Origin of the sequence: Pseudoalteromonas luteoviolacea, from assembly GCF_001750165.1 — a bacterium.
GTDB classification, from domain to species: Bacteria; Pseudomonadota; Gammaproteobacteria; order Enterobacterales; family Alteromonadaceae; genus Pseudoalteromonas; species Pseudoalteromonas luteoviolacea_G.
On record NZ_CP015411.1, the window covers coordinates 2,109,583 to 2,126,023 of the forward strand.

12 protein-coding genes are annotated in these 16,441 nt (G+C 41.7%); 8 read left to right on the top strand and 4 right to left on the bottom strand.

Going from position 1 to position 16,441, the window contains the following annotated elements; genetic code table 11:
• Positions 1-34: 34 nt before the first annotated feature.
• A complete protein-coding gene (locus S4054249_RS08995) occupies positions 35-3,805 on the bottom strand; it encodes a response regulator (protein WP_052960923.1) in 3,771 nt (1,256 codons plus the stop codon).
• Positions 3,806-3,911: 106 nt separating this feature from the next.
• On the opposite strand from S4054249_RS08995, the gene S4054249_RS09000 reads away from it, so the two are divergent.
• The 8 genes from S4054249_RS09000 to S4054249_RS09035 all read left to right on the top strand — a co-directional run bounded on the left by S4054249_RS09000 (position 3,912) and on the right by S4054249_RS09035 (position 12,951).
• A complete protein-coding gene (locus S4054249_RS09000; RefSeq protein ID WP_046355404.1) occupies positions 3,912-5,021 on the top strand; it encodes a response regulator in 1,110 nt (369 codons plus the stop codon).
• Positions 5,022-5,200: 179 nt separating this feature from the next.
• The gene (locus tag S4054249_RS09005) at positions 5,201-6,043 is read left to right on the top strand and encodes an isopenicillin N synthase family dioxygenase (RefSeq protein ID WP_046355403.1); all 843 of its coding nucleotides are present in this window, start codon (positions 5,201-5,203) and stop codon (positions 6,041-6,043) included.
• A 247-nt stretch (positions 6,044-6,290) separates the two neighbouring features.
• The gene (gene nagK, locus S4054249_RS09010; protein ID WP_046355402.1) at positions 6,291-7,202 is read left to right on the top strand and encodes an N-acetylglucosamine kinase; all 912 of its coding nucleotides are present in this window, start codon (positions 6,291-6,293) and stop codon (positions 7,200-7,202) included.
• The gene (gene nagA / locus S4054249_RS09015) at positions 7,199-8,323 is read left to right on the top strand and encodes an N-acetylglucosamine-6-phosphate deacetylase (protein WP_046355401.1); all 1,125 of its coding nucleotides are present in this window, start codon (positions 7,199-7,201) and stop codon (positions 8,321-8,323) included. The genes nagK and nagA overlap by 4 nt, the downstream gene beginning before the upstream one ends.
• 67 nt (positions 8,324-8,390) lie before the next feature.
• Entirely contained in the window at positions 8,391-9,518 is a 1,128-nt protein-coding gene (gene nagX, locus S4054249_RS09020; RefSeq protein WP_046355400.1) for a transmembrane glucosamine N-acetyltransferase NagX, read from the top strand.
• Positions 9,519-9,771: 253 nt separating this feature from the next.
• Positions 9,772-10,566: a glucosamine-6-phosphate deaminase gene (nagB, locus tag S4054249_RS09025; protein ID WP_039609051.1), complete on the top strand. Its 795-nt coding sequence runs from the start codon at positions 9,772-9,774 to the stop codon at positions 10,564-10,566.
• Between the two features lie 258 nt (positions 10,567-10,824).
• The gene (nudC, locus tag S4054249_RS09030) at positions 10,825-11,778 is read left to right on the top strand and encodes an NAD(+) diphosphatase (protein WP_046355399.1); all 954 of its coding nucleotides are present in this window, start codon (positions 10,825-10,827) and stop codon (positions 11,776-11,778) included.
• A gap of 3 nt (positions 11,779-11,781) precedes the next feature.
• On the top strand, positions 11,782-12,951 hold the full coding sequence (locus tag S4054249_RS09035) for a cystathionine beta-lyase (RefSeq protein WP_046355398.1): 1,170 nt from the start codon (positions 11,782-11,784) through the stop codon (positions 12,949-12,951).
• Between the two features lie 40 nt (positions 12,952-12,991).
• On the opposite strand, the gene sbcB is transcribed toward S4054249_RS09035, so the two are convergent.
• From sbcB to S4054249_RS09050, 3 genes are all read right to left on the bottom strand, one after another.
• The gene (gene sbcB / locus S4054249_RS09040; RefSeq protein ID WP_046355397.1) at positions 12,992-14,461 is read right to left on the bottom strand and encodes an exodeoxyribonuclease I; all 1,470 of its coding nucleotides are present in this window, start codon (positions 14,459-14,461) and stop codon (positions 12,992-12,994) included.
• Between the two features lie 282 nt (positions 14,462-14,743).
• Positions 14,744-15,757 (bottom strand): alpha/beta hydrolase family protein, encoded by a 1,014-nt coding sequence (locus S4054249_RS09045; RefSeq protein WP_230851828.1) that lies wholly within the window; start codon positions 15,755-15,757, stop codon positions 14,744-14,746.
• Between the two features lie 223 nt (positions 15,758-15,980).
• A complete protein-coding gene (locus S4054249_RS09050) occupies positions 15,981-16,439 on the bottom strand; it encodes a DUF2799 domain-containing protein (RefSeq protein WP_046355396.1) in 459 nt (152 codons plus the stop codon).
• Positions 16,440-16,441: the final 2 nt, after the last annotated feature.

Below are 16,441 nucleotides of genomic sequence, written 5' to 3' on the forward strand. Positions count from 1 at the left end.
TTAGCCCACCATGTTATTTGGTGGGCTTTATTTCTTAACTTTCTAATTCACTCTCACTGGGTATTGCCTGAAGAAGTTCGTAGGCTTCTGAAAATTGAAATCTCGATACCATCACTTTAAGCTCTTTTAAAGTATCCTTATCCAACCCTTCATTTGCATCAATTTGTTCAACGATTTCGGTCGCTTTGGAGTCATAATCTTTTAAAGCTTGAGCAAGCTCTTTGAGTGAGTATGTCTGTTTAGGGGAAGTAGACTTTTGACTTCGCTCTAGCAATAACGCAGCCTTTCCTTTGAGCTCTTGAAGATAATTGGCTAGTGTATCTATGTGCTCAGAATCAATGCTATCTTGTTTTACTTGCTCTTCTAAAGTAGCTGCAACTTCTGAGAAGTAATCCATAGAGAGGTTAGCACCGGCACCTTTCATGGCATGTAAAATATCCAGTGCAAGCTCTAAATTTCCCATACTGATCGATTGTTTTAAATTAATCACTTCCTCTACTTGTTGAGTTATAAATTTATCAAGTAGTTTAAAGTAAACGGCTTCGTTGTTTGCGGCCCGTTGCACGCCCTCTGCAATGTTTACGCCGTCTAAAACTAGGTCAATGTCAGGCTCATGCTGTGGTTGTTGAGCAACTGGAGCTTCTTGTTTTGGAATGTCGCTGTCAAGTGTGTCCAAAATGGATTTGATGAGTCCTTCAACGTCAATTGGTTTCGATACATGCCCATTCATGCCTGCATTTAAGCACAACTCAATATCAGGTCCCATGGCATTGGCGGTCATCGCGAGGATCGGAAGCTGTTTGGCAGGTATTGTTTCACGAATGGCTTTTGTCGCTTCAACCCCATCCATGACGGGCATTTGCATATCCATAAGAACAATATCATACTGTTTATTTTGCACTGCCTTTAATGCCATTTCGCCATTACACGCGACGCTGACTTGCGCCCCATGGAAAGTTAATATTTCGACTGCAATTTCCTGATTAACGGGTTGGTCTTCTGCAACCAAAATGTTTAAATCTTTAAGTGCGTTACGGTTTTCTATTGGTTCTTGTTTTACTAGTTGGACAGTTTCGACACCAAAACACTCCTGTAAGCAGTCTAATAAGCTCGAGGGATTAAAAGGCTTGAACAGCATGCTGTCAATCATGGCTTGGTGTGTTTCTTTGAATCCGACTTCATGACCGTGCGCAGTGACCAGTACGAAGTAATTTTGTAGCTTTTGCTGCTTTAAATATTCAATGGTGTCGATACCATTTAAATTAGGCATATGCCAGTCAACAAAAATGATATCGAACTGTTCGGTAGTCGGGCTTAGCTGATCGACAAAATGCTTGCCACTTTCAAATAACGTGACACTGAAACCGAGCGATTGGAGCATGGTTTCGAGAATATCTCTTGCATCTTCATTGTCATCGATAACACAAGCTGTTTTACCACTGAATGTAAGCGGTTTTTCTACAGCAGTTGAAGCGTAATTATTGATTTCCATTGCTAAGGTGAAGTAAAACTCTGAGCCTTTATTAAGTTCACTTTCAACGAATATTTCACCGCCAAGTAGTTTTACCAATTGTTGTGAAATAGTGAGACCAAGTCCCGTTCCGCCATACTTACGTGTGGTGGATGTATCAGCTTGAGAAAAAGATTGGAACAACTTTGTTTGTTGCTCCGTACTCATACCAATACCACTATCTTTTACAGAGAATGTTAACTTAGCTTTATCTGATTGAATATCTTGCATGGTAATGGACAAGGTAACGCCGCCATACTCTGTAAATTTGACGGCATTTCCTGCAAGATTAATAAGCACTTGCGAGAGCCTCAAGGGGTCACCAAGAAAATTGTTTGGTAAGTCTGAGGGGATATCGAAGACCAAATCGAGTTGTTTTTCTTGTGCCTTTATACCAACAATGGTCGTGACATTATCGAGTACCTTATCCAATTCAAATGGGACATGCTCAATTTCAACTTTCCCCGCTTCAATTTTTGAGAAATCTAAAATATCGTTGATAAGCTTAAGTAACTGTTTGGCCGCGTAATCTATTTTCGTCACATAGCCCAGCTGCTTAGGCGATAGATCTGAATTCATTGCTAAATGTGCCATACCAATTATGGCATTCATTGGAGAGCGGATTTCGTGACTCATATTGGCGAGAAACTCACCTTTTACTTGCGCATTTTTATCCGCTTCTTCTTTTGCACTGAGCATTTGACGCTCAAGTTCATTACGTTCGGTGACATCTAAGAATGTACCTACAACACCACCTACGTTACCAAGGCTATCGAAGAAGGGCGCTTCGTAGACAACTAATTCTCGGGGTTCTTTAAGGTGATTATCCATGGAAAGGGCAAATGAGTGCGCTTCTTTTTGATCGATAGTGCGCTGAGATTTATGATCTAAGTATGCTGCGGTTTGTCCATCAAACACATCATTCAAATGAGAGTCAGTCACTTCGACTTCAAATTTGTCGATAAAAGATAAAAAAGCACGGTTTACGCCCATAAAGGTACCTTTTTTATCTCTGTAATAAGTTGGGTTTGGAATGGCGTTAATAATATGCAAGGTGAGCTCAAGGTGAGCAGCCAGTGCATTTTCAGCTTCAACTTGCTTTTGGGTATTTTCACTTAACCTTAACTGTATGCTCAAATCTTCACATAACAGTTTGAGGCAGTGTTTTTGTACTTCTTTGGGCGGGTGGGTGAATGTGATCACCACAGTGCCTGTCAGTTCGTCACTCATTATCAGGGGGATATACAAAACCGTGTGTACCTCTAAAGTTAAGCCATCTTTATGTAACACTGCGTTTTGACCTTCACTCACATACGCCTGAGTTTGTCTTTGAGAGACGAGTTTGCTGACTTGTACAGATTGCTCATCGAAATAAGCTGCAAACCCCACTAAAGTTTGTTGAATAAAATGATCATCCTCATAACGGTAGAGTGAAACACTTGGACTTTGAAAGTGGTCAGCGAAGAAGTTGGCAGCCAAAGTCCTCATCTGAGAAGGTGAGTTACAATGACGAATTTCTTCACTAAATGCATGCCTTATCTTGGCAATATCAGCACGTTCATCAAGCTTTCTATACGTCAACGACACAGCTTGAACAATGTCAGCAACTTCGCCTCGAAGCTCAGCAGGCAGTGAAATACTCTGGCCATTATAATTTTTATCGATACAGAATGCTCGATGCAGCAAAGTAAAGGGGGTGATCAGTCTCTTATTCAAGTAGTAGAAAATAAATAAGGCGAAAAGCAGCAGTGTGATCAGGCTTACCCAGAGGTAGAAAAGCAAGTCGCTGCTGCCTTGGTGTAGCTGTTGTTTTGCTTGTTGCAGCTGTTGTTTGGTTGATTTAATGGCGACATCTATGGCATTGGTTGTTTGTTGATGGACATCGATTAACGCATTGTCTTGAGCTTGGTTAGAGCCTTTTTTGTCAATTGATTCATAAAGTGTTTGCATCACTTTATAGGTGTTAAAGGCGTGAGTTAAATAACTATCTTGTGGGTAAGTGCGAGTTTTTTCTGTCAAAGCATCTAGCGTGACTCTTGAGCTAATAAGCTGTGTTTGAATGCGTGTATTAGCCTTAGTTGTATCTTGTTTTGAAATGTGAGTATTTATACTGAAAAATAAAGCCAAATTTGTAGTTTGTAATTGATTTAATACATCGTATTGGTCGTTGAGTTGCTCGATTTGGAGCTCATGATTCGTCATCTTATTTTCCCAATTAGACATAACGATTAGGCTGATAACGAGCAGTGCAGGGAGTAGTACAAAAAACGAATGAAACATTGTTTTTATTGACATAACTTACTTTCCAAAACTTGACTAATATTAACAATAGTCGCACGCACGTAATTAACAAGCGGTGTGAATTGTCTGAAGGAGCTGGATAAAGTAGAAGGGTGCTAAAATGGCAGAAATACTCATAGTTGATGATGTCGCGGAAAACCTACAAATTCTGCAATTGATATTAAGGGATGAAGGACATAAAGTGTTTGCAGCGATCAGTGGTGAGATTGCTTTAAACATAGCGCATGAACACTCACCTGAGTTGGTTATATCTGATATCAATATGCCAGTTATGGATGGTTTAGCATTATGTAAAACGCTTAAGAGCTCTGCAAAAACTCGTGATATTCCGGTTATCTTTGTCAGTGCTGAGCGAGAGACTGATAATATAGTAGAGGCTTTAGAAGTAGGTGGTGTTGATTATATCACTAAACCTTTTAAACCGGCCGAAGTATTAGCCAGAGTCAATACCCAGTTGAAGTTGTTGGATGCGCATCGGTTAGCTGTGAAGCAGCAGCTTTCTCAAGTCATGAATCAAATGGTGGTTGGTATTGCTCATGAGATAAATACGCCACTGGGCGCTGCCATCACAGCGGTGACGCATTTCGAAAGTATATTGACGCAATTATTGGGTGCCTTTGAACAGGAAACTTTGAGCGCACAGCAGCTCATGGATGGTTTGAGTGAGTCAAAACAAGGCGTGGCATTGTGTGAGCGAAATTTGTTACGTGTAGCGCAGTTTGTAAAAGTGTTAAAAGAAATTGCAAGGGTCGAGCGTCCGACATCGCCAACTCAGCTGAGTGTGATTGCATTGCTAAACGACCTAAAATCTGATTGGGGGAAAAAAGATGTTCAGATTCAGGTCAGCGCGGTAGAAGCGAGTTTTGTGTCTGATAGAGACATTCTGATGTCAGTATTTAATAACTTGATTGAGAATTCTGTCGCACACGGCAATTTAAAAAGCGACAAAGCAATTTCGATTGAGGTGGCATTAAAAGAGCAGCACATTGAGTTTTTGTATTACGATCATGGAGAGGGGCTGCAAGGTATTTCTATTGATGAACTGCTAAAACCCTTTATTACCACAAAACGAGGTAATAGTGGCCACGTTGGATTGAGTGCACCGGTAACGGCAAATTTGATTAGCTCAGCGCTTAAAGGTGCTTATCAGTTACTTGATAGGGGAAGAGGGTTAGAGTGGATGATAGAAATCCCTGAAAATTCAGATTGATCTGAATCAACGATTGACAATTATCAATAGCAACGAGGACATAAGTCCTTATGTAGGAGGCTTTATTTCACTAAGCTCGCGGGCAAAGATATTATATCTTTGTTCGAGTATTAATTATAAATAATTCTTATGATTAATGTTTTGAATTGAAGTCACGCAAAAAAATTGGTGGAACCACTATGCAACAGCTACCTACAGTTGATTATAAGTCATCTACAGCAGCAAAAGAATTTGTTGAGTCTCTTCGTAACACAGGTTTCGGTGTACTTAAAAATCACCCAATCCCGAAAGAGCTTGTAGAGTCTATATATAAAAACTGGCAAGAGTTCTTCTACACAGAAGAAAAGCACGACTTCCTATTTGACAAGGACACTCAAGATGGCTATTTCCCACCGGAAGTTTCAGAAGTCGCTAAAGGCTTTACTGTAAAAGATATTAAGGAATATTTTCACGTTTATCCAAAAGGTCGCGTTCCTGCTCAGCTTGAAGCTGAGATCAGGGAATACTACCGCCTTGCAAACGAGTTTGCAGCTGAGCTATTAAGCTGGGTTCAAGCGGAAGCGCCAGAGGATGTACGTGCGAAGTTTTCGATCGATCTTAAAGATATGATCAAAGACTCAGATCAGACGTTATTACGCGTCTTACACTACCCACCGATGACTGGAGACGAAGAGCCTGGTGCTATTCGTGCGGCAGCACACGGTGATATTAACCTATTAACTGTTTTACCAGCTTCAAATGAGCCAGGTTTACAAGTTCAAAGAGGTGACGGCAGCTGGTTAGATGTACCATGTGATTTTGGTTCATTGATCATCAATATTGGTGACATGTTGCAGGAAGCTTCAGGCGGTTACTTCCCATCTACAATTCATAGAGTAATCAACCCTACGGGTAAGGCGAGTGATAAATCACGAATTTCATTACCGCTGTTTTTACACCCGAAGCCAGAGGTTGTATTATCGGAGCGTTATACAGCAGACTTATATTTGCAAGAACGCCTAAGAGAGTTGGGTGTTAAGTAAGTAATTGATTATAAAATAAAAAACGGCCTTTTTATGGCCGTTTTTTTGTGTTTATATACAGCTGACTTTTGAAATTTTCCTGACAATTAGTTCAAAGTGTGCAATATTAAAATTTCTCAAACTGAGAAAAAATAATAAAAAACTTAATGACAACGCTGTCATTTATTGTGTAACATCAAATCAACATGACTGAATACTGTGTCGCGGACAAATTCGCGTTCATATCTTATTTTTTAGGGGTCGCTTAATGATGGCTAAACAGGTTGAACAAGACCAGTTGTATATAGGTATTGATGGGGGCGGTACAAAATGCCGAGCAACCATCTACTCAATTAAAAACGGCGTTTTGGGAACTGGTCTCGGTGGGCCTGCTAATCCTCTTCATGGTTTTGAAAGAACCATTGAGTCAATTATGGTATCGACTCAATTGGCACTGCAGGATGCAGGACTAAGAATTGAAGCAGTTCATAATCTCTATGCAGGTCTTGGCCTTGCGGGAGTGAATTTGCCAGCACTACATGAAAAAATAATGCGATGGGATCATCCGTTTAAGCAGATGTTTCTAACAACTGACCTTCATACTGCTTGTATTGGTGCGCATGAAGGCGGTGATGGCGCTGTAATCATTACAGGTACTGGTTCATGTGGTTTTGCCATGGTGGATGGTGTCTCTGTTAATTATGGTGGTCATGGATTCGCGCAAGGTGATATGGGCAGTGGTGCTTGGATGGGACTTGAAGCGGTAAAAGCTGCATTGCTTTCAATCGATAAACTTGGTCCGACAACGTCATTAAGTGACACGTTAAAACAGCACTTTAATACCACAACAGCGATGGGTATTGCCGAGCAAATGGCGGGTAAGCCTTCGAGCAGTTATGCGCAATTAGCTAGATTCGTGTTAGCAGCGGCAGAAGACAAAGACGAAGTTGCTTTGAATATCGTCAGAGATGGTGCTGATTATATTAGTAAACTCGCACATCGTTTGATGGAGAATAACCCGCCGCGTCTATCAATGATAGGTGGCTTATCTGAACCATTACGTAAATGGCTTGACCCTGAAATTGCAAAGATTGTTGAATCTCCTAAACAGCCTCCAGAAATGGGCGCAATTTTCTTTGCAATCCAAAGTGTTGAGCAGCAGTCTGAAAAGGCGGTATGAGAATGAAAAAGTATTTGGCGAGTCAATTTTTTGATGGGCACAAATTAAAGAATAATGTTGAGTTTTTGGTTGTTGATGGAAAAATTTCATTTTCGACTCAAGACTGTGAAGACCAAGCTGAGATCTTAGAAGGTTTGGTAGCACCAGGTCTAATTGACGTGCAGGTAAACGGCGGCGGTGGCGGCTTTTTTAATGCGGAACAAACTGTTGAATGTTTAAGAACCATTGTTACAGCGCACGCTAAGTATGGTTCAACTGCGCTGATGCCTACACTTATCACAGATAAAGTAGAGGTGATGGCACGCGCTGCTGACGCAACTGCACAAGCGATTGCGCAGGGTGAGCCTGGAGTTGTTGGTATTCATTTTGAAGGGCCGCATTTGTCGCACCCTAAAAAAGGTACTCACAGTGAGCAATATATTAGACCGATTTCTGAAGACGAGTTTGCAATTTATGCGAGACAAGATCTTGGTATAAAGATGGTCACATTGGCACCTGAAACGGTACCACTGGCAGATATCAAGCGCTTAATTGACCTAGGTGTTAAAGTAAGTGTTGGTCATTCAAATGCTGACTTTGAAACCACCATGGCTGCCCTAGAAATTGGTGTGGATGGCTTTACGCACTTATTTAATGCGATGTCAGCTTACACATCTAGAGAGCCGGGGGTTGTTGGCGCCGCGCTTTGGGAAGATAATTCGTGGTGTGGTCTTATTGTTGATGGCCATCACGTGCACCCAGCATCAGCAAAACTTGCGATCCGTTCAAAGCAACGTGGTAAAATTATGCTTGTTACGGATGCAATGCCTCCTGTTGGTACCAATGATATGGAATTCGACTTTTTTGACGGTCGAAAGGTCATTAGAACGGGTGATAGGTTGAATTCAACAACCGGTGAGTTGGCGGGCAGTGTACTTGATATGGCAAGCGCTGTAAGGAACACTGTTAACACGCTTGATGTGACATTGACTGAGGCATTGAGAATGGCCTCATTATATCCTGCTCAATACTTAGGGTTATCTGACAAAGGCCACCTTTTAGAAGGGGCTGATGCAGACTTTGTAGTATTAAACAACAGTCAAGAAGTTCTGAGTAACTTCATTGGCGGAAAAAAAATTTAAAGTTCCCTGGGTAAAAAACCCCGCTGCAGTTTAGCGGGGATTTTTTGTTTTTACAGGAAAGGTATTGATGACGAATAAAAAACAACGATTGGCTTCATTAGATGCACTGCGTGGCATGGACATGTTTTGGATTTTGGGTGGTCAATCTATTTTTGCGGCACTGTTTGTGCTAACTGGGTGGCAAGGCTGGAAACTATTTGAAGCACACACTTTGCACAGTCCTTGGCATGGGTTTACATTTTACGACCTAATATTTCCCCTGTTTATATTCTTATCTGGTGTTGCTATGGGCTTGAGCCCAAAGCGAATTGACCATTTACCCTTTAGTGAGCGCAAACCCTATTATCAAAAAGCAGTGAAACGCCTATTTTTACTGTGTGGTTTAGGCATTATGTACAACCATGGCTGGGGTACTGGTATTCCTTTAGCGCTTGATGAAATTAGATACTCTAGCGTGCTTGGTCGTATTGCCATTGCTTGGTTCTTCTGTGCGATGTTGGTGTGGCATACGAGTCTTAGAACAACGGGCATTGTTGCTGGCGGTATTTTAGTCGGATATTGGGTTCTACTGAACTTTATTCCAGTGCCAGGTGGCAGCGCTGGTCAATTAGCTGCACCGGGCACTCATAGTTGGAATGCTTGGTTTGATCAAAACTTACTACCAGGTATTACATATCAAAACAGACCGGTAGATCCTGAAGGAATACTATCAAGTGTACCTGCTATTGTGAATGCGATTGTAGGGGTATTTGCAGGGCAGCTGATAGCACGTGCAGATAAAATAGGGCAGTGGAAAACAACCGCTTGGCTATTTGGTGCAGGTGCATTGAGTGTTGCTCTTGGTTGGTTGTGGCATTTACAGTTTCCAGTGAACAAAGAGTTATGGACAAGCTCTTTTGTGCTAGTAACTGTCGGCTGGAGTGCTATTTTACTCGCTGTATTTTTCGCCTTGGTGGATATTTTGAACGGCCAAAGGTTTGCGTATCCATTTGTAATTATCGGTGCTAACTCAATCATTATTTATTTGGCATCGAGTTTAGTGAATTGGGAATTTGTCAGTAAGAGTGTGTTTGGTGGCTTTATCAATGCAGTTGGGCCTGATTGGCAGCCTCTGTTTGCTGTTATAGCACTGTTGCTCGTCCAATTGCTGGTTCTTCACTGGATGTATAAGCGCAAAATATTTGTTAGTGTTTAATCTGTAAAGTATTGAGAAAAACGGCCATCTTTTGATGGCCGTTTTTCATTGGCTCAAAAAAAATACAAATTTTTCTTCACTTTTACTTTACAAAGACTTTTTTTCTGATAATAATGACAGCGTTGTCATAATGGTAATAACCTAATACAGTGTATCCCAATTAGGTTTAGATCTGACCTTGTTTTGATTGCACGCGAAGCAGGGTTCAGATCCCATTTTTCTTATTTCAAACTCAACAACGAGCTTTAATATCATGCAAATAGTAATTTTAAAAAATGCTGCTGAAGTCGCTGCTTATGGTGCAGATATATTTGAAAAACAATTAAATCGCAAAGCAGAGTCGGTGTTGGGTTTAGCAACTGGGTCGACACCTGTTGCTTTGTATCAAAACCTTATCGAGAAGAACAAACAGGGCGATATTAGCTTTAAAGATGCGATTACGTTTAACCTAGATGAATATTTAGGATTAGAGGGCACGCACCCACAAAGTTATCGCTACTTCATGAATGAGCAACTGTTCAATCATGTTGATATCAACAAAGACCATACACATGTACCACCGGGTAATGCTAAAAACCCAGTTGAAGCATGCCAAGAGTACGAAGCTCATATTGCTGCTGCTGGCGGTATTGATGTTCAATTGCTTGGTATTGGTCGTAACGGACACATTGGTTTTAATGAGCCGTCTTCAGGTTTGACCTCAAGGACGCGTGTTAAAACTCTGACCAAGGAAACGATTGACGATAATGCACGTTTCTTTGGCCCAGATGAGTACCAGCCACATCTATCAATTACGATGGGGATCGGTACTATTTTAGATGCTAAGAAAGTTGTGTTGTTAGCGACTGGCGAAAACAAGGCTGAAGCAATCAAAGCAACAGTCGAAGGCCCGTTAACGGCGTCTTGCCCTGCATCAGCACTACAATTACACCGTGATGCGGTTATTGTGATTGACGAAGCTGCGGCCAGCAAGTTAGACAATATTGAGTTTTACAAACACATCGAAGCTGAAAACCAAAAGCTTCAAGCACATCTTGCCTCTCTGTAGTGTGAATTCACACTGTAGTTTAAAGCCCGAAAGGGCTTTTTTTTTGCCTAAATACTTGGCAAACAACGTGACTATTGTTAGCGTGACAGCATAGAGACTAAAATTAGTTTTTGTACATTAATAGTCGTGTTTTCTTTGATTAAATAATGGCGGTTTGGCTGTGCTTAATATGCCTTTTATGGTAACGGACGATCCAGTTATTTAATTAAAAATGAGCTTCTGCTTTAGTTAGGTAACCCACATTAAAGGACAAAGTGCTTGTTGTACTATACACAAATGACGCTAGATAGAGCGTCAGCTCAGCGTAAAGATAAAAACTGGCTTTTAACTCAATATGGAGAGAAAAGCCGCTGGTTGCTCATTCATAATGATCAAAACCTTTTCACAGCCGACTTAACCGAGTTAGCCTTTATTCGGCAGTCACAAATAGAACATCTGGATAGGCGAGACGCCGTTTTTTTAGGTAAAGACGAACAGTTTTCCTATTTTGCTTTAGATGTGTCCAGTATTGATTTGAGTGAGTTACAAAAACAATTAAATGTGTGCACAGAAGCGCATACTGAAGGACAATATCGCTTTGCTGACATGAGAAAAGTGGGCCCTAAACTCGAGCGGGTGAGTGGTTCTATTGGCGTGTTAGCTCGGGGGCTAAGTTATTGGCATAAGACGCACTGTTATTGTGGTCGATGCGGTCACAAAAATATCCCAGTTGAAGCCGGTCATGCAAGACTCTGCACAAACAAAGCGTGTAAGCATATGACGTTCCCAAGAACTGACCCCGCTGTGATCATGTTGGTCACGCATACATTTAAAGATGGTGTAGAACGTTGCTTATTAGGCCGACAAGAGGCTTGGCCAGAAGGGGTATATTCAACGCTTGCAGGCTTTGTCGATCCTGGTGAAACATTAGAGCAAGCAGTCGCCAGAGAAGTAGAAGAAGAAGCCGGTGTCATTGTGGATGACGTGCAGTATTTGGCATCTCAGCCTTGGCCATTTCCATCGTCATTGATGCTAGGCTTTATCGCAACGGCTAAGACCACAGATATTTTTGTTGAGCAGGATGAACTTGAGCAAGCCCATTGGTTCTCAAGAGCCGACCTTGATACTTTTGGTCAATGGGGCGATGATGCACCTGGTTTAAAATTGACTAGACCTGACTCAATATCACGTTTTTTAGTTGAACATTGGCGTCAACTTCCAGAAAAAGAGTAACGAATGAAAAAAAATACTAGGTTAGCCAGTGCAGGCCGAAAATCTCAATATACTCAAGGAACTGTGAACCCGGTTGTACAACGTGCATCGACCGTGGTTTTTGATTCTGTGGCAGATATGCATGAAGCGATTAAAGAGCGCGGCAATCGCACTTTATTTTATGGCCGCCGAGGCACAAATACGCATTATGCTCTGCAAGATGCCATTACTGAATTAGAAAATGGTGCAGGGTGCGCATTGTATCCAAGTGGTGCAGCGGCCATTAGCCAAAGCTTACTGTCATTTTTAAAAGCTGGTGATCACCTATTGATGGTGGACACCGCTTATGAGCCAACACGCGATTTATGTGACAAGATTTTAGCAGGCCTTGGGATCACCACAACTTATTATGACCCTATGATTGGGGCCGGTATTAAAGCGCTGATCCAAGATAATACCAAGGTGCTGTTTTTAGAATCGCCGGGTTCAATTACCATGGAAGTCCAAGATGTCCCAGCTCTGGTTAAAGAAGCCAAAGCACATGGCTTAATGACCATGTTAGATAATACATATGGTAATGGCTGGCATTATCGCCCACTTGACCATGGTGTTGATATCAGTATTCAAGCAGCGACTAAATACATTGTTGGTCACTCTGATGTGATGATGGGCGTGGCGGTTGCCAATGAAGAATATTGGCCTGTGCTTAGAGAAAACTCTTATTTGTTAGGCCAGTGCACCTCGGCAGATGATGCATACCTTGCATTACGTGGTTTGCGCACGATGCCGGTGCGTTTGCAGCAACATGAGAAAAGTGCAATCGAGGTGGCAAAGTGGGTCGCGCAGCATCCACTTGTGGATCATGTTCGCCACCCAGCGTTGCCTTCAAACCCAGGTCATGAACACTTTATGCGTGACTTTGATGGCAGTAATGGCTTGTTTTCATTTGTAATGAAAACCGGAAATCAAAAAGCCATTAATCGCTTCTTAGATAGCTTGCATCACTTTAAAATGGGCTTTTCCTGGGGTGGGTTTGAGAGCTTAGTGACAGCGAATCGCTCAATGTCCGCCTTAAGAACAACAACTGGCTGGGAGCATGGACCAATTATACGATTGCATATCGGTCTGGAAGATGTTGAAGACTTAATTGCAGATTTAGAGCAAGCACTTGCTGTGTATGAGTCACATTTATAAATGCATGCAAAAGAGGCTGTTAGAAACAGCCTCTTTTTCTTTATAAACTTTGTGCGTAGTGATAAAGCGCTTTGAGTATGGTGACTTTTTTCTCGTTGCCTTCATGTTCATAGACAAGGTTTTCAAGTGTCAGCATGAAGTCTTGCGCATTGATTGACGGGTTGTCTTCACCATGCATTAACTTACCTTGGCAATACTTTCTCCATGTTTCTAATTCAGACTGAGATAGGCTTTCAGGCCAGTTTCTCGCTCGATATCTAAACAGTAAAGTATGGAATTTCGGATCTTCAAATTCAAGTGCTAAGCTGCCTAATTCGACCGGTGAGGCATTGCGAACAATCGCTAGTTTGGCTTTGTCAGCTTTACTGATAAAGCCGTTGTAAAGCTGGTAGTCAGGATTGGTTGTATCACTGAAGTCGCCTTGCTCAGCAAATACTTGAGAGACTTTGTCGCGCAGTTCTGGGTGTGCTTTTAAAAACTTTAAGTGCTCCAAACATTGCTCTCTATCAATACCTAACCGCGCTGCATTTTCTGGTAGTAAGGTTTTTGCAGGGGCTATGATAGGGCACTTGTTTAAATGCACAAGCTTGAGCCCAACAGGTAGCATACCGTCTTCAAGCTCAGAGTGTTTGGTGTATAGCCGCTCGCGTAGTTCTTCAACAGATAAATCAACTAACACGCTGGGGTCATGCGTCAAGTTAAAGCACACCACGGCATTTTTATTAACTGGGTGAAAGCTCATTGGCGCAATCCAAGTCGTGCAGCCTTGTGTTGCTGGGATGCGTGATGAGGTATGCACTAAAGGCTGCATGTTAAACACATCAACAATGTCAGTGAGTGCCTTTTTGGTTCTTAAGTTAAAGAAAAACTGATAAAGTTTTGGCTGTTTTTCTTTGATCAGCTTAGCCAGGGCAATGGTTGCGGTAACATCGCTCAAGGCATCGTGTGCCGCACTGTGTTCAATGCCATTGGCAACAGTGAGCTCTTCGAGCCTAAAGCTTGGTGATCCATCTTCTTTCAATGGCCATTCAATGCCTTCTGGGCGCAGCGCATAACACGCTCTGACTAAGTCAATAATATCCCAACGGCTATTCCCATTTTGCCACTCGCGCTCATAAGGGTCGTAAAAATTACGGTAAAGGCTGTAACGCGTTACTTCATCATCAAAGCGAATGCTGTTGTAACCTGCAACACAGGTATTTGCTTTACTAAACTCGGCGTGAATTTTTGCCATAAATTCGCTTTCAGGCAAGCCGTGTTTCAGTGCATGTTGCGGTGTAATGCCAGTGATCAAACAGGCTTCTGGGTGTGGCAAATAATCTGGTGCAGGTTGGCAATACTCAATAAGTGGCTCGCCAATAATGTTTAAGTCGTAATCGGTTCTGATACCTGCAAACTGACTGGGTCTGTCTTTTTGAGGGCTTGCCCCCCAAGTTTCGTAATCGTGCCAATAGATTGTGGGGATGTTGTCATTATTGTTTGGCGCTTGATGTTGCTCTGTTTTATTCATATATCGATCAGTTATCTACACACTGTATTTATAGTCTTTGTTAGTGTTTCTCGCTGCGTCAGTTAAGTGTGTATGAATCTGTTACTTATTACACGATACGAGTTGGCACGGAACTATCTAATTTCGTTAATTCAAAATTTCTAGGTTTATTGTCTCATATAGACGCCTTATGCGTAAAACGAAACATTTGCTAAGTGGCGACGTACAACAATTAATGGTTAATTAGCTATTGTACTCTCGCTTTTCTGTCACTTCAGCTATCAATATGAGTCTTTAGCTTCATCACAAATACGCATTAAACCAATTTGCTAATTCCTCGAATGACTCTTTTTTGTTCAACTTTAAGTTATGATAATCGTCTGGGTATAGGACCAGTTTGTGCTCAATGTCGTGCAAGGCAAACGCTTTGGCTAATTCGACGGATTGTTCATGAGAGACGCGTCTATCATCGGTACCGTGTAAAAGCAGGATAGGGGTATTTTTTGGCAGTGTATTCGCCCAGTGTAGCACTGAACGTTGATTCAACGTGTGTTGCTTATTGGCTTTATAATTAGGGATCCTGTGTTTATAAACGCGTTCCATTTCTGGTCTTCTTTCGAGCTGTTTTGCGAGATCAGAAACTCCAGCAATGGCGGCAAGGGCTTTTATGTTGGGCATCTTTTTGACTGCAAGGTAACTTTGCATTGCCCCTCGGCTTGCGCCATACATACCTACTCGTTGACTGTCAGCACCGTGAATATGAGGGATAAGCTCGTTAAGTGCTACGACGTCATTGACATCTGCCCCGCCAAATTCATCTAATGGGACCTGTGGTTTTTTGCTTTGTCTATACTGACTGCCAATGATCACAAACCCCTTATCAGCAAGGGGAAATAAATTCGCCATGAGCGGTCCCAAAGTCATGTTTCCAAAGCTGCCATTCCCTCCTCGATTGTAGATTAAGACAGGGAGCTTGCCTTCATGGGACTTGGGTTTAATGACATAACCGTCAACTTCTAAGCCGTCGACAGAATATGTAAAATGCTGGCAAGCCAAGTTATTTTTATATTCATTAAACTGGCTTTTTGGAAACCATTTAACAAACCGCTTCATGGCCATATCGACTTTTTCGTCTGATTTTAACCGTCTGGTATATTTATTTTTCATGGTTGCTTGCCAAGCTTCATAACTAAAACCAAAACAAGTACTGTGCGCTTTTACATTGCTGTGCTTTATGAGCGGGGGGCTTTGTGTTTTAGCCGCATGTGAGTTGGCTGATAGCATTATGATTGCAGTAAATATGGTAAGCTTTTTCAATTGACTATACTCCTTTCAAATTGAAGTTGCATATTATAATGAGGCGTAACTAAACTAAAGCTGAACTTAGATGTTTTATTTTATCTACAACATAAATAATGAATGTCGCATTTTCTTTAGAAGAGAAATGGTTCAGGGGGGAGATTTAAGTCACGCTTGGGTGTTGAGAAGTGGGCATGCTGACTATTCAAAACTGATTGTCAGCAATTGGCAACCCATTAATTTACCTTATTTCTAGTCTTGGCTTTTCTTTGCTTATTTGATTTTGTTTATGTCGGTATACTTCTCTTTTTTGTCTTGCCATATACTCGTCAATCTCTGTGCGTTTACGTTGCCCAAGTGCAAACCCTTTTCGATAAGCTTGTTGTAAATCAAAAGGGCAAATATCAGTTTGGGTACTTCCTTCAGTTGCGTGCTGATATCCTGTCTCATAAGTACAGTATTCGATTAAGCCTGCGCTATAACCACTGACAAATTGATTTTGTGCATTGGGGGGGAGAGTATCTCCACAGGTTTTCTTTACAGCGTCAAAAAGCCTGACATTTTCGCCTGATAGGGCTGTTTTATGACCCAGTGCTTGCCAGCTTTCTGAACCACAATTGGCATAGTCGAAGGTGTACTTTGTTGAGCTACATCCTGTTACTAATGTGACAAAAATAGACCAGAGTGTGATACGAACCATCT